This is a genomic window from Xanthomonas sp. 3075 (genome assembly GCF_014197275.1).
Lineage (GTDB): Bacteria > Pseudomonadota > Gammaproteobacteria > Xanthomonadales > Xanthomonadaceae > Xanthomonas > Xanthomonas campestris_B.
The window spans coordinates 37,997-50,503 of record NZ_JACIFI010000023.1; the positions used below are offsets into that span (position 1 = coordinate 37,997).

Consider the following 12,507-nt stretch of genomic DNA (forward strand, 5'->3'; position numbering starts at 1 on the left):
ATTCAACCTAGCAGACACTGCGTGCGACGGCGATGCGCCTGCCGCCGACCCTGCCGGACGGCGCCGGCCGCCCGTGCCCCTCAACGCCGGCTGTAACGCGCCACCAGCCAGTCACCCAGCATCTGCAGCAGCTGCACCAGCACCAGCAAGGCGATCACGGTGATCAGCGCGACATCCGAATGCGAGCGCAGATAGCCTTCGCGGTAGGCCACATCGCCCAGCCCGCCGGAGCCGATCGCACCGCCCATCGCGGTGAAACCGATCAGCGCGATGGTGGTGACGGTGGCCCCGGCGATCAGACCGGGGCGCGCTTCCGGCAGCAGCACGCGCAGGACCAGTTGGCGGGTGGTCGCACCCATCGCCTGGCTGGCCTCGATGATGCCGCGATCGACCTCGCGCAACGCGGTTTCCACCAGGCGTGCATAGAACGGCGCGGCGCCGACCACCAGCGGCAGGATCGCCCCGCGCACGCCCAGCGAGGTGCCCATAAGCATCAGCGTGAGCGGAATCATCGCGATCATCAGGATGATGAAGGGCACCGAGCGCAGCAGGTTGATCACCGCCGCGAGCGCACCGTACAGCACCGGGCGGCGGCGCAGCTGCGGGGCGCCGCACAGGAACAGCGCAACGCCCAGCGGCAGGCCGATCAGCAGCGTCAGCGGCAGCGCGCCGGCCAGCATCAGCAAGGTATCGAGGGTGGCCTGGCCGATGTCGCCCCACTTGGCGGCATCGAGATTGCGGAAGAAACCGCTGGCGGTGGCGATCAACAGATTCATACGCGCAGATCCTCCACGTGCACGCCGGCGGCGACGAAGCCGGCGCGTGCCGCGTTATGGTCGCCGCCGGTCAGGGCGACGATCAGCTGGCCATACGGGGTGTCCTTGATGCGGTCCACGCGCCCGGACAGGATGTTGTAGTCCACGCCGGTCTCGCGGGCGATGCGGCCCAGCACCGGCTCGTAGGTGCCGTTGCCCAGGAAGGTCAGCCGCACGACGCGCCCACCCACCGCGGCGAAATCGCGGTGCAGTTCGGCTTCGTCCACATGCTCGGCTTCGGACACGAAGCGCCGGGTGGTGGCGTGCTGCGGATGCAGGAACACCTCGGTCACCGGGCCGGTTTCCACCAGCTTGCCGGCGTCCAGCACCGCGACGCGGTCGCAGACGCGGCGGATCACGTCCATCTCGTGGGTGATCAGCACGATGGTCAGGCCCAGCTCGCGGTTGATCTGCGCCAGCAGCTGCAGCACCGAGGCGGTGGTCTGCGGGTCCAGCGCGCTGGTGGCCTCGTCGCACAGCAGGATCTGCGGGCGGGTGGCCAGCGCGCGCGCGATGCCCACGCGCTGCTTCTGGCCGCCGGACAGTTGCGCCGGATACTTGTTGGCGTGCTGCTCCAGCCCGACCCGCGCCAGCAGCTCGGCCACGCGCGCATCGATCTCCGCGCGCGCGGTGCCGGCCAGTTCCAGCGGGAACGCCACATTGCCGGCCACGGTGCGCGAGGACAGCAGGTTGAAGTGCTGGAAGATCATGCCGATACGCCGGCGCAAGCTGCGCAGGCCCTGGCGGTCCAGCGCGGTGACGTCCTCCTCGCCGATCAGCAGGCGCCCGCCGCTGGGTTCTTCCAGCCGGTTGATCAGCCGGATCAGCGTGGACTTGCCGGCGCCGGAATGGCCGATGATGCCGAACACCTCGCCGGGGCCGATCCGCAGATCGAGCGGATGCAGCGCCACGATCTGGCGCCCGTCAACGGAATAGGACTTGTGCAGCCGCTGAAACTGGATCACCGCGCATGACCGGCTTGGGGGGTCGTGAAGCCTACCAGTCAATGTTTGCGGCCGGGAGTCGGGATTAGGGATTGGGGATTCGCAAGGACAACGGCATTCCTGCTGTTGCCAATCCCGAATGCCGAATCCCGACTCCCCAATCACAGCCTATCCAACGGCGGCGGCCTGTCAGCCTGCCGTATCCGCTCCCGACGCAGCAGATACAGCCCGCTGGCGACGATGATGCCGGCGCCGGTCCAGGTCCAGCTGTCGGGCAGGGTCTGCCACAGCAGCCAGTCCCAGCCGATCACCCAGACCAGGCCGGTGTATTCCAGCGGCGCGATCATCGACGCTTCGCCGCGCAGGAAGGCCTGGGTCAGCGCGATCTGCCCCAGTGCCCCGGCCAGGCCCATGCCGGCGATCAGCCAGGCGTGCTCGCCCCGCAACGGCACCCAGTCGGGAATGGCCAGCAGGCCGGCGCCGATCGCCATGAACAGCAGAAACCACACCACCATCGCCTGCGGAGTGTCGGTGCGGGTCAGCAGACTCACGGTGATGGCCGCGATGGCGTAGGCGGTGGCCGCCAGAAGCACCATCAGCCCGGGCAACGAGATCAGCCCGTCCACGCCCGGGCGCAGCACCACGCTCACCCCGACCAGGCCGATGCCAATGGCCGTCCAGCGCCGCGGCCCGACCCGCTCGCCCAGCAACGGTACCGACAGCGCCGCCACCAGCAACGGGGCGACGAAATACAGCGTGTACGCGGTCGATAACGGCATGCGCTTCAAGCCGTAGACGAAGCAGCCGATCATCACCATGCCCAATACCCCGCGCAGCAGGTGCAGCCCCCAGCGCACCGGCACGATGGCACGCGCACCGGCAGTGGCGAACACCCACACCAGCACGAACGGCAGCGAGGCGGCGCCACGCAGCAAGGTGACCTGCAACGGCGGGTAGTGCGCCGACAGCAGCTTCATCCCCGCATCCATCAGCGAGAAGCAGGCCACGGCGGCCACCATCCAGGCGATGGCGGGAAGCGGAGAACGGGTGGTGGGCATGGCGCATTATCGCCGCGCTTGCAGGCAGGCCGCCAACACCTGCATCGACAGCGCGCACGACGCGATGCCATAGAATGGCGGCTGTTTATAAAGAGCAGGAGCTTTGCATGCCTTCCTTCGACGTGGTGTCCGAAGTCGACAAGCACGAACTGACCAATGCGGTGGACCAGGCCAATCGCGAGCTGGATACGCGGTTCGACTTCAAAGGCGTCGAAGCCAGGTTCGAGCTGGAGGACGGCAAGGCGATCAACCAGTCCGCGCCCAGCGATTTCCAGGTCAAGCAGATGACCGACATCCTGCGCGCGCGCCTGCTGGCACGCGGCATCGACGTGCGTTGCCTGGAGTTTGGCGACATGGAAACCAATCTGGCCGGCGCGCGCCAGAAGGTCACCGTCAAGCAGGGCATCGAGCAGAAGCAGGCCAAGCAACTGGTGGCCAAGTTGAAGGAAGCCAAGCTCAAGGTGGAAGCGCAGATCAATGGCGACAAGCTGCGCGTGAGCGGCAAGAAGCGCGACGACCTGCAGGACGCGATGGCGCTGCTGAAGAAGGCCGATTTCGAGCTGCCGCTGCAGTTCGACAACTTCCGCGACTGAGTGCGGCGCAGTGCGCGTGATGGTCGACGAGTGCGTGTGTGTGTGCAGATGCCGAGCCCCGGGTACGCGCACAGCGTGCAAGGCCGGCGGCGTAAGCGCGCCGACCGCGCCCACCCTCGTCGGTTCGCAGGCTTAGCCGGCAACGATGCGTCGCCTGTTCGCCCGCCTGTTGCAGCGTCCGCGTGTCAGCGGGCAGGCGCAGGCACCGCGCGGTGCTGCGGCACACACGGCCACCGCGCACGCGCAGCCGCGCATCGAAGTCGGCTCGACCTTGCACACGATGGCAGAGCTGGACCCGGTGGCGGCGGCCGCATTTGCCGATGCATTTGCCGTGGAGATCGAGCAGTCCATCGCAACCTGCGCGCTAGGCGATGCCGCCACTCCGCAGGCCAAGGCGCTGGAACAGATCCACGCCTTGAAGAACACGATTTCGCTGACCGGCTCTCAGCCCTTGCTGAAGGCATGCGACCAGCTACGCGGCGATGTGGGTCGCCACGTGCCGGGCGACACGCTGGCGCACCGCTTCACCGCCATTGCCACCGCCGCAGGGTTACTGGTCAGGCACTATCGACGCATGCTCCCTCCCGATGACACGAGTCCTCATGTCTAGCACTCCCAGGCGCACGGCGCCCGGACTGATCCTGGCCGCCCGCCAGCTGCGTAACGACAGGCTGGTGCAGCTGTTCGACGCGTTTCTGGAATACCGCGCATGCCTGGGCCGCGTGATCGTGCAGACCATCGCCACGCTGTGGTGCCTCGCCTGGCTCTACGGACCGCAGCCGGTGCTGGTCGCCGATGCGAAATCGGTCTTCCCCACCTCTGTGACACTGTGGGTGGTCGCGGTGGTGTGGATGGTGCTGGTACGACGCAAGATCATCCCGCAGGGCGACTGGCTGGATGCCCTGGGCTTTGCGATGAACCTGCTGTTCATCGGCATCCAGATCTACCTCGCCTTCATCCTGCTGATGGCGTTGAACGCGTTTGTACCGTTCATCACCATCGTGGCGGTGGCCCGTTACGGGCAAAAGGCGGTCCTTCCAACCTTGCTCAGCACCTTCGTGCTGATCGTGCTGACCGCACCGGCCGGCTACTGGTTGTCGCGGCCTGCCTACTTTGTGTACGCGCTTGCGTTCAGCATGCTGTTGCCGTTGCTGGTTGCGCGCATTGTGACCGCGATGCAGGAAGTGGCGCAGCAGGCGCTGGCATCCCGCGATGCGCAAAGCCGCTTCATCAGCACCATGAATCACGAATTGCGCACGCCGTTGAATGCGGTCATCAACTGCGCGCAGCTGATCGACACCGACAGCATGCCGGCCGCGCAACGCAACCTGTTGCAGGCAGTGACGGTCAACGCGACCGCATTGCGCCATCGTGTGAATGACGTGCTCGACGTGGCAAGCATCGACGGCGGACGACTGCAGCTGCACAGCAAGCCATTGAGCCTGCTGGACGTGGTCACCACGGTAGAAGCCATCTGCGCCACGGCCGCCTCCACCAAGGGCATCACCCTGGACGTGCGCGTGGAGGCGCAAACGCCGCATGTGCTGGGCGACGAAGGCCGCATCGAGCAGGTCATCAGCAACCTGGTCATCAATGCAATCAAGTTCACACCGGCCGGCGGCGCGGTCGATCTGCGGATCGCAACGGCCCAGGCACACGATCGCGCGCGCATTGCAGTGACCGTCACCGATACCGGCATCGGGATTCCCGACGACCGGAAGGCCGACATCTTTACGCCATTCACCCAGCTCAGCACCGGTTTCAACCGCATCGAAGGCGGCGTCGGGCTGGGCTTGTTCATTGCGTTGTCGGTGTCGGACGCGATGGGCGGCACGCTGACGGTGCACGACAACCCGGGCGGCGGCAGCATCTTCCGCTGGACGTTCGAGCTGCCTGTCGCCACGGCCGAGCACAGCCACAGGCTCGACCTGCGCGATGCGCTGGCGCTGCATGCGCAGACGGTGCCGTCGCTGCATTGCCTGGTGTTCGAGGACATGGATACCAACCGCTTGGTGATCGGCAACCTGCTTACCCGCGCCGGCCACCGGGTGAGTTTTCATGTCGATGGCACCGATGCGCTCGCGCGTATCGGCGAAGCGGCGCCGGATATCGTCTTTCTCGATCTGCACATGCCTGGCACCTCGGGTTGGGACGCGCTGCGCCAGGCGCGCGACGCGATCACCGCATTGCCGCCAATCATCGTCCTGACCGCCGATACGCGTCCCGATTCGATGCGCGAGGCCTCCGCCGCCGGTACTGCCGGCTATCTGTCGAAACCAATCAATGCACACGAACTGCTGGCCATCCTCACCCGACATGCCGCCCATGCATCGCACCGACCTCAAGCCGGGTAACGCGGCGCGTTGCCACTGGCACTACGCCACGCAGACCGCCACGCCGCTGGTGCTGCTGTACCTGCACGGCTTCACCGCCGGCCCGGGAGAGGCCGGCGCGTTGCCCGAGCAGATGGCCGATGCCTTGGCTGCAAACCTGTACGTGCACCGCTGGCCCGGTCATGGTTTCGACGCGCCCGAGGCGATGCAGGGACTCACGCCCGCCGCGCTGCAGGCGTCGGCGCTGGAAGCCTTGGCGCAGGCGCAGCGCCTGGGCGAGCGCGTGGTCATCGTCGGCTCGTCGATGGGCGCTGCGCTGGGCTTGTGGCTCACCGCACATCGCCCGGACGCGATCGCCGCCGTCATCGCGTGGTCGCCGGCCATCCAGGCCACCGACCCTGCCCTGCTCGACCAGGTCTGCGCCGCGCAACTGCCGCTGACCGATCCACGCCCGCGCACGCCTGCCGAATTGGCGTTCTGGTCGCAGGCTGTGCACCCGGACGGCTTCCGCGCCCTGCGCAGCCTGTTCGCTGCCAATGCCGCCGATCCACCGTGGCCACGTGTGCATTGCCCGGTCTTTATGGGCTACTACCGCGCTGCCAATGGCGACGAAGATCCCAGCGCGTCGGTGCCCGCAATGCTGGAAATGTTCGCTGCACTGGGCACCGCACCAGCGCGCAAATCGGCCGTTGCCTTCGACACCGGCGCGCATGCCGTCGGTTCGCCGCACAAGACACCGCTGGCCGGCACCGTGGCGCAGGCGTCGGTCGATTTCTTGCGCGCCCAGCTTGGCGGCGGCACCACGCACGCCGACAGCCGCTAGAGCGACAGCAGCGTCGCGCGATGGCAAAGCGCGCGCCTGCGGTTCGTACTGCCGTTCATGCCTGCCAGATAGGGCAAGCGCGCGCGGCCACGCCTGCAGCGATCGCATACACTGGCCCGCCATCACGCCGCCGCCACGATGACGTCCACGCCTTCCACCGATCCGTTGACCGCCACCCGCACATGGATCGAGCGCGCGGTGATCGGCTTGAACCTGTGCCCGTTCGCCAAGGCGGTCTACGTCAAGCAACAGGTGCGGCTGGTACTCAGCGACGCCAGCACGCCCGAAGCGCTGCTGGAGCAACTGGCCGAAGAACTGGTGCTGTTGCGCGATACGCCGGCCGAGCAGATCGACACCACCCTGATCGTGCACCCGGACGTGCTCACTGACTTTCTGGACTACAACGACTTCCTCGACAACGCCGATGCGGCAGTGGACGCGCTGGATCTGCAAGGGATCCTGCAGGTGGCCAGCTTCCACCCGGATTATCAATTTGCGGGCGCAGCGCCGGACGATGTGGCCAACTTCACCAACCGCTCGCCCTTCCCCACCCTGCATCTGCTGCGCGAAGACAGCGTCGAGCGCGCGGTGGCGGCCTACCCGGACCCGGACGTGATCGTGGAGCGCAATATCCAGACCCTGGAACGCCTGGGTCACGCTGGCTGGGAGCGGGTATTGAACGGGGCCGAGCACTGATCCACCCAGGCCTCGGCGCGCAGTTGCCGGCCGCGCAACGACGTCCCGCGACGACCACAGCGCACCGGTTACAGTGCCGGTGAATTCATTGTCACGGTGCGCAGATGTCCTTGATTCCCGCTATTTCCGCATGGAACCCGTCACCGCTGCAGGATCGCGTGGTGGTGATCACCGGCGGCGCGCAAGGCATCGGGCGCGGCATTGCGCAGGCGGTGCTGGGTGCCGGCGGCAGCGTGGTGATCGGCGACCTGGATGCGGCGGCCGGCAAAGCCTGCGTGCAGGAGTGGGCGTTGCCGCAGCGCAGTGCGTTCGTACGTTGCGATGCCGCGCGCCAAGCGCAGGCCGCACGCCTGATCGCCACCGCACTCAAGCGCTTCGGGCGACTCGATGGCCTGGTCAACAACGCCGGCGTGCCCGATCCGCATGTTGCGCCATTGCCGCAACTGGACTGGGACGAATGGAACCGACGCCTGTCGAGCCTGCATGGCGCGTTCCTGTGCAGCAAACAGGCCTTGCCTGCATTGGCGCAGGCCGCAGGCGGCGGCGCGATCGTCAATATCGCCTCCACCCGGGCCTGGCAATCCGAGCCGCATAGCGAAGCCTATGCCGCCGCCAAAGGAGGGCTGGTCGCGTTCACCCACGCATTGGCGTTGAGCGAAGGCCCGCAGGTGCGCGTCAACAGCATCAGTCCGGGCTGGATCAGCACCGAGGCCTGGCGTGCGCCGCAGCGCCGGCGCGCGCCCAAGCTGTCGCGTCGCGACCATGCGCAACACCCGGCCGGGCGCGTGGGCACACCCGAAGACATCGCGCAGTTGGCGGTCTATCTGCTGTCGCCCCAGCTGTCCGGCTTTGTGACCGGGCAGGACTTCATCGTCGATGGCGGCATGTCGCGCAAGATGCAGTACGTCTGAGGATCTGCAGCGCAGTTCGCTTGACCTCTGCCCATGCCTCTCGAAGATCGCCGAGAGCGGCATGCCCGCCAGCGCAGCGACCTTGCCTATGCCTGTTCGCCGCGCCCGAACAAGACCTCCAGATCGCTCGCCTCCAACGCACGCCATTGCCCGGACGGCAGCCCGTCCAGCGACAGCCCGCCGATGCGGCTGCGGTGCAACGCCGCCACATGATTGCCGGCGGCAGCGAACATGCGCCGCACCTGGTGGTAGCGACCCTCGTGCAAGGTCAGGCGTGCCTGGCGTGGGCCGAGCACCTCCAGTTCGGCCGCCAGCAGCGGCTTGGTTTCGCCTTCCAGCAGCAGCGTACCGCTGGAAAACAGCGCCGCTTCGTCGCCACGCAGGTCTTCGGCCAGGGTGACGTCGTAGACCTTGTCCAGCGCCGACTTGGGCGCAATGATCCGGTGCAGCAGCGCACCGTCATCGGTCATCAGCAACATGCCGCTGGTCTCGCGATCCAGCCGCCCCACCGGCGCCAGCACCGGCGCGCGCGACCGAAAGCGCGGCGGCAGCAATTCGTAGATCAGCCGGCCGGTGTCCTTGGTCGAGCAGGTGTAGCCGCCGGGCTTGTGCAGCAACAGGCTGAAACCTGGTGGCGGGTCGAGTGGTTCGCCATCGATGCGGATCGCCGCGTGCTCGACCTGGTCGTCTGCGTACAGCACCTCGCCATCGGCATCGGTGACCGCGCCCTGGCGAAACAGCTGGGTCACCTGCTTGCGGCTGCCGTAGCCGAGATTGGCGATGTGCTTGACCAATTTCATGCGCGCGCTCCACGCCCGCGGATGGCGGAGATCAGCTTGAACCCATCGCGTTCGGCGGCCACGCGCACCTGCCCGAAGCTCTCGTTGAGCACGTATTCGTAAGGCAGGTGCCGGTTGGCGACCAGCAATAGCTGCCCGCCCGGGCGCAACGCCTGCGCGGCCACCGCGATGAAGCGCTGCCCGATGTCCGGGCGATCGGCACGCGATGGTGTGTGGAACGGCGGATTGCTGACGATGAAATCGTACTGCGCCACCAGCCCGGCGGTCACGTCGTGCCAGTGGTAGTGCAGTTGCGCCGGATGCGCGATGGCCTGCAGATTGCGCTGCGCCAGGGTCAGCGCACGCGCCTCGGCCTCGTACAGATCCAGCGCGGTGACCTTGGGGCAACGCGCCAGCACTTCGGCCGACAGATACCCAAAGCCGGCGCCCAGATCGGCGCCATGTCCGGCCAGGGTCGTCGGCAGATGCTCGACCAGCAGCGCAGAGGCAGGATCGATGCGATCCCAGGCGAACACGCCGGGGCGGCTGACGAAACGCCCGTCCAGAATCTTGCGCGGCGCATCCAGTGCGGCCCAGCGCGCTTGCAGCTGCGCATCGGTGTCGGCAGGCAGCGGGGCGCTCCAATAGGTGCGGCAGTGGTACTTGGTCAGGCTGCCGGCCAGACCGGTGAGCTGACGCAGATCGGCTTCGCCCGAGCGCGCGCCTTCGTTGTTGGACTGGCAGGCCACCACCCGGCCGCCCGGTGCGGTCAGCGCCACTGCGCGTGCAAACAACGCACGCGCTTCTTCGCGCTGGCGCGGCGGCAACACCAGCACCAACGCGTAGCGGGTGCTGTCGGCTTCGATGGCGCTCTCTTCGCGCACGGTCCAGCCGCTACGCTCCAGTGCCTCGGCAAACGGCCGGAAGCTCTGCTCGCAGGTCAGCGCCTGAGCGCTCGCGTGCTCGCGCAACGCGAAGCCGTCGCGCGCGCGCAGAAACAGGACCGGCCCCTCGGGCCACGGCAGTACGCCCTGGGCAAAGGGCAGGAACAGGGCTTGAAGCGGAGCATCGTGCGGGCCAGCCATCGGATCATCGGGTCAGGAACAGGCAGCCATTGTAAGGGACCGCTGCCGACGACCTCGCCAACCGTCGACACCGCGCGCTTTCCATTGCGTGACACACGAACGCAATGCCTTCCAATGTCTACACGGACTATTGATGCGTACGCAACATTCGCCCACCTAGGCTGGACGCAACGCCAATAGCCGGAGAGACGCGATGCGAGCCTTGTTCGTCGGGGGTGTTGTCGACAACAGCGAAATGGATCTGGACGACACCACGCCACCGCTGCATTACCCCGAAAACACCGGCGCCGGCCGGCCACGTTATCGCCTGCATCAAGTCGGCGAGCGCGACGATGGCAGCTTGGCCTACGCGGTCTACGGCGCGCCGGAAATGGACGACGATGCCATCAGCCGCATTACCGAAGAACGGGGTTATGCACGTCGCTTCAGCGCATCACCGGAACCACCGCGTTGATGCAGCGCCATTGGGCCGCGAGGGCGACGTCTGGTGTCGGTGCACGTCGCGCCTGTCCACGCGGGATTGTCGTCAAAATCAAAAAAACCGGGGCTGGGCCCGGTTTTTTTTTACTTGAACTGCTGATGCAAGCGCTTGCCCAGCTCCCCCAGCAACAGGTGTGACCTGGCAAGCGCCTGCGCCCGGACAACGCAGCAGGCAGGCGGTCCGCACAGCATCCATACCGGTTGCGCTCGGCAGGCGCCCGGTGGGGTTTAGCGCGGCTTCGGCGTCACCCGCCAGATCACGTTGCCCACATCGTCTGCCACCAGCAACGCGCCGCTATTGTCGGGCGCAACGCCCACCGGGCGCCCCTGCGCATTGCCTTCGGCATCCAGGAAGCCATCCAGCACCGTGATCGGCGTCCCGCTGGGCTTGCCATCGACGAACGGCACGAACAACACCTTGTAGCCACTGGGCGGATCGCGATTCCACGAGCCGTGCTGGCCGATAAAGGCGCCTTGGCGGAAACGCTCCGGCAGCAGCGTACCGCTGGCGAAGCTCAGTCCGAGCGAGGCGGTATGCGGGCCCAGTGCATAGTCGGGCTTGATCGCCTTGGCGACCAGTTCCGGATTCTGCGGCGCGACCCGCTCATCCACATGCTGGCCGTAATAGCTGTACGGCCAGCCGTAGAAACCGCCGTCGCGCACCGAGGTCAGATAGTCGGGCACCAGGTCGCTGCCGATTTCATCGCGTTCGTTGACCACCACCCATAGCGACTTGCTCTGCGGCTCCCAGGCGGTGCCGACCGGATTGCGCAAGCCGCTGGCGAACACGCGGCTACCGCCGGTGGCAGGGTCGATCTCCAGGATCGCCGCACGGTTGAGTTCGGCCTCCATGCCGTTTTCGGCCACGTTGCTGTTGGACCCCACGCCCACGTAGAGCTTGCTGCCGTCCGGGCTGGCCAGCAGTGACTTGGTCCAATGGTGGTTGAGGCCGCCGGGCAGATTGGCCACGAAGGTCGGCTTGGCGGCGATGTGCGTATCGCCGGGCTTGTACGGAAAACTCACCAGCGCGTCGGCATTGGCGACATAGAAGCGATCGCCGACCAAGGCCATGCCGAACGGCGAGAACAGGCCGCTGATGAACTGGGTGCGCACTTCGGCCACGCCGTCGCCATCGACGTCGCGCAGCAGGGTGATGCGATTGGCGCTGGGCACGACGGCACCGGCCTTCTTCATCATCGCCCCCTGCACCTTCTTGCGCAGTCCACCGCTCTCGGCGTCATCGGGCTTCTGCGGTTCGGCGGTTTCGGCCACCAGCACATCGCCATTGGGCAGCACGTACACCCAGCGCGGATGATCCAGATCGCGCGCAAACGCGTTGACCTGCAAATCGTCGGCGGCCACCGGCTTGGCGTTTTCGGCCCAGCGTTTGACCGGCGCCACCTTGACGGTGGGAATCAGGCGTTTGACCGGCTCGGGCAGTTGCGGGTTCGGCCCGGTCCCCTGTTCGATGGCAAGCGTGGCGGTATCGCCGCAGGCGGCGAGTGTGGCGACTGCCAACAACGACAGCGGCCAGCGAGCGAGCTTCAACAGGGGTGCATTCATTGCGAGGGAATCCTGAACAGTTGCGACAGTCGGCCATCATGCCGGCAACACGTCGGCGAGAAGTAAACAGACCGTCAAGTCATCTCGCTTAAGGCATTCCAGCCCGCTTACGGCATGACCTGGGAGTCTGCACTCAGCGGCAAGGGGTGCACCGCCACGATCCGATCCATCCAGATCCACTGCGGTTGCTGCGTGGCATCGAGCTGATCCAGGCGCAGTTGCCCATTCATGCCTTCCTTGCCGTGGTCGTCCAGATAGGTCTGGATGGTCGGGCGCACTGCAACCGTGCCGGTGAGCATGCTGCCGTCGTCGAGTTCGATCTGCACGCGCTCCTGACCGTCGAGCAGGGAAACCCAATGCTCGAGCGTGGCGATCTGTGCCTGTTCGGAATAGACGTGCGGGGCGTATTTGGGCATGGCGACATCTC

Annotated in this window: 14 protein-coding genes; 7 read left to right on the top strand and 7 right to left on the bottom strand. The window is 66.7% G+C overall.

All coding sequences use genetic code 11. From position 1 onward, the window contains the following. Window positions 1-80: 80 nt before the first annotated feature. From GGR62_RS17755 to GGR62_RS17765, 3 genes are all read right to left on the bottom strand, one after another. Complete coding sequence (locus tag GGR62_RS17755) at window positions 81-776, bottom strand: methionine ABC transporter permease (protein ID WP_184409162.1); 696 nt, start codon at window positions 774-776, stop codon at window positions 81-83. Beyond that, a complete protein-coding gene (locus GGR62_RS17760) occupies window positions 773-1,780 on the bottom strand; it encodes a methionine ABC transporter ATP-binding protein (RefSeq protein WP_184409163.1) in 1,008 nt (335 codons plus the stop codon). Before GGR62_RS17760 ends, GGR62_RS17755 begins: the two co-directional genes overlap by 4 nt. A gap of 140 nt (window positions 1,781-1,920) precedes the next feature. Further along, window positions 1,921-2,817 carry a DMT family transporter gene (locus GGR62_RS17765; RefSeq protein ID WP_184409164.1) on the bottom strand — a complete coding sequence of 299 codons (897 nt, stop codon included), beginning with the start codon at window positions 2,815-2,817 and terminating at the stop codon, window positions 1,921-1,923. A 107-nt stretch (window positions 2,818-2,924) separates the two neighbouring features. Here GGR62_RS17765 and GGR62_RS17770 point away from each other — a divergent pair, with 107 nt between their 5' ends. The 6 genes from GGR62_RS17770 to GGR62_RS17795 all read left to right on the top strand — a co-directional run bounded on the left by GGR62_RS17770 (window position 2,925) and on the right by GGR62_RS17795 (window position 8,173). Continuing rightward, entirely contained in the window at window positions 2,925-3,410 is a 486-nt protein-coding gene (locus tag GGR62_RS17770) for a YajQ family cyclic di-GMP-binding protein (RefSeq protein WP_016903460.1), read from the top strand. Between the two features lie 145 nt (window positions 3,411-3,555). Next, window positions 3,556-4,020, top strand: a complete 465-nt coding sequence (locus tag GGR62_RS17775; protein ID WP_184409165.1) for a hypothetical protein — start codon at window positions 3,556-3,558, stop codon at window positions 4,018-4,020. After that, the gene (locus tag GGR62_RS17780; RefSeq protein WP_184409166.1) at window positions 4,013-5,764 is read left to right on the top strand and encodes an ATP-binding protein; all 1,752 of its coding nucleotides are present in this window, start codon (window positions 4,013-4,015) and stop codon (window positions 5,762-5,764) included. Before GGR62_RS17775 ends, GGR62_RS17780 begins: the two co-directional genes overlap by 8 nt. Further along, window positions 5,736-6,566 (top strand): alpha/beta fold hydrolase, encoded by an 831-nt coding sequence (locus tag GGR62_RS17785; RefSeq protein ID WP_184409167.1) that lies wholly within the window; start codon window positions 5,736-5,738, stop codon window positions 6,564-6,566. Before GGR62_RS17780 ends, GGR62_RS17785 begins: the two co-directional genes overlap by 29 nt. Before the next feature lie 138 nt (window positions 6,567-6,704). Then, window positions 6,705-7,262, top strand: coding sequence for a DUF1415 domain-containing protein (locus tag GGR62_RS17790; protein ID WP_184409168.1), 558 nt, complete (start codon window positions 6,705-6,707; stop codon window positions 7,260-7,262). Window positions 7,263-7,366: 104 nt separating this feature from the next. Next, window positions 7,367-8,173: an SDR family oxidoreductase gene (locus GGR62_RS17795; RefSeq protein WP_184409169.1), complete on the top strand. Its 807-nt coding sequence runs from the start codon at window positions 7,367-7,369 to the stop codon at window positions 8,171-8,173. An 86-nt stretch (window positions 8,174-8,259) separates the two neighbouring features. On the opposite strand, the gene GGR62_RS17800 is transcribed toward GGR62_RS17795, so the two are convergent. Then, window positions 8,260-8,973, bottom strand: a complete 714-nt coding sequence (locus GGR62_RS17800) for a pseudouridine synthase (protein WP_184409170.1) — start codon at window positions 8,971-8,973, stop codon at window positions 8,260-8,262. Further along, entirely contained in the window at window positions 8,970-10,037 is a 1,068-nt protein-coding gene (locus GGR62_RS17805; RefSeq protein WP_184409171.1) for a class I SAM-dependent methyltransferase, read from the bottom strand. The genes GGR62_RS17800 and GGR62_RS17805 overlap by 4 nt, the downstream gene beginning before the upstream one ends. A gap of 193 nt (window positions 10,038-10,230) precedes the next feature. Here GGR62_RS17805 and GGR62_RS17810 point away from each other — a divergent pair, with 193 nt between their 5' ends. Then, window positions 10,231-10,491 (top strand): hypothetical protein, encoded by a 261-nt coding sequence (locus GGR62_RS17810; protein ID WP_326520271.1) that lies wholly within the window; start codon window positions 10,231-10,233, stop codon window positions 10,489-10,491. A 254-nt stretch (window positions 10,492-10,745) separates the two neighbouring features. Here the strand turns inward: GGR62_RS17810 and GGR62_RS17815 are convergent, their stop codons facing one another. Further along, window positions 10,746-12,080 carry a sorbosone dehydrogenase family protein gene (locus tag GGR62_RS17815; protein ID WP_184409172.1) on the bottom strand — a complete coding sequence of 445 codons (1,335 nt, stop codon included), beginning with the start codon at window positions 12,078-12,080 and terminating at the stop codon, window positions 10,746-10,748. A gap of 107 nt (window positions 12,081-12,187) precedes the next feature. Further along, window positions 12,188-12,496 carry a DUF3247 family protein gene (locus tag GGR62_RS17820; RefSeq protein WP_184409173.1) on the bottom strand — a complete coding sequence of 103 codons (309 nt, stop codon included), beginning with the start codon at window positions 12,494-12,496 and terminating at the stop codon, window positions 12,188-12,190. Window positions 12,497-12,507 lie beyond the last annotated feature (11 nt).

Bases quoted from the DNA above. Each gene is read 5' to 3' on its own strand.
- GGR62_RS17755 (WP_184409162.1), bottom strand. From the start codon at position 776: ATGAATCTGTTGATCGCCACCGCCAGCGGTTTCTTCCGCAATCTCGAT.
- GGR62_RS17765 (WP_184409164.1), bottom strand. From the start codon at position 2,817: ATGCCCACCACCCGTTCTCCGCTTCCCGCCATCGCCTGGATGGTGGCC.
- GGR62_RS17770 (WP_016903460.1), top strand. From the start codon at position 2,925: ATGCCTTCCTTCGACGTGGTGTCCGAAGTCGACAAGCACGAACTGACC.
- GGR62_RS17775 (WP_184409165.1), top strand. From the start codon at position 3,556: ATGCGTCGCCTGTTCGCCCGCCTGTTGCAGCGTCCGCGTGTCAGCGGG.
- GGR62_RS17780 (WP_184409166.1), top strand. From the start codon at position 4,013: ATGTCTAGCACTCCCAGGCGCACGGCGCCCGGACTGATCCTGGCCGCC.
- GGR62_RS17785 (WP_184409167.1), top strand. From the start codon at position 5,736: ATGCATCGCACCGACCTCAAGCCGGGTAACGCGGCGCGTTGCCACTGG.
- GGR62_RS17790 (WP_184409168.1), top strand. From the start codon at position 6,705: ATGACGTCCACGCCTTCCACCGATCCGTTGACCGCCACCCGCACATGG.
- GGR62_RS17795 (WP_184409169.1), top strand. From the start codon at position 7,367: ATGTCCTTGATTCCCGCTATTTCCGCATGGAACCCGTCACCGCTGCAG.
- GGR62_RS17800 (WP_184409170.1), bottom strand. From the start codon at position 8,973: ATGAAATTGGTCAAGCACATCGCCAATCTCGGCTACGGCAGCCGCAAG.
- GGR62_RS17805 (WP_184409171.1), bottom strand. From the start codon at position 10,037: ATGGCTGGCCCGCACGATGCTCCGCTTCAAGCCCTGTTCCTGCCCTTT.
- GGR62_RS17810 (WP_326520271.1), top strand. From the start codon at position 10,231: ATGCGAGCCTTGTTCGTCGGGGGTGTTGTCGACAACAGCGAAATGGAT.
- GGR62_RS17815 (WP_184409172.1), bottom strand. From the start codon at position 12,080: ATGAATGCACCCCTGTTGAAGCTCGCTCGCTGGCCGCTGTCGTTGTTG.
- GGR62_RS17820 (WP_184409173.1), bottom strand. From the start codon at position 12,496: ATGCCCAAATACGCCCCGCACGTCTATTCCGAACAGGCACAGATCGCC.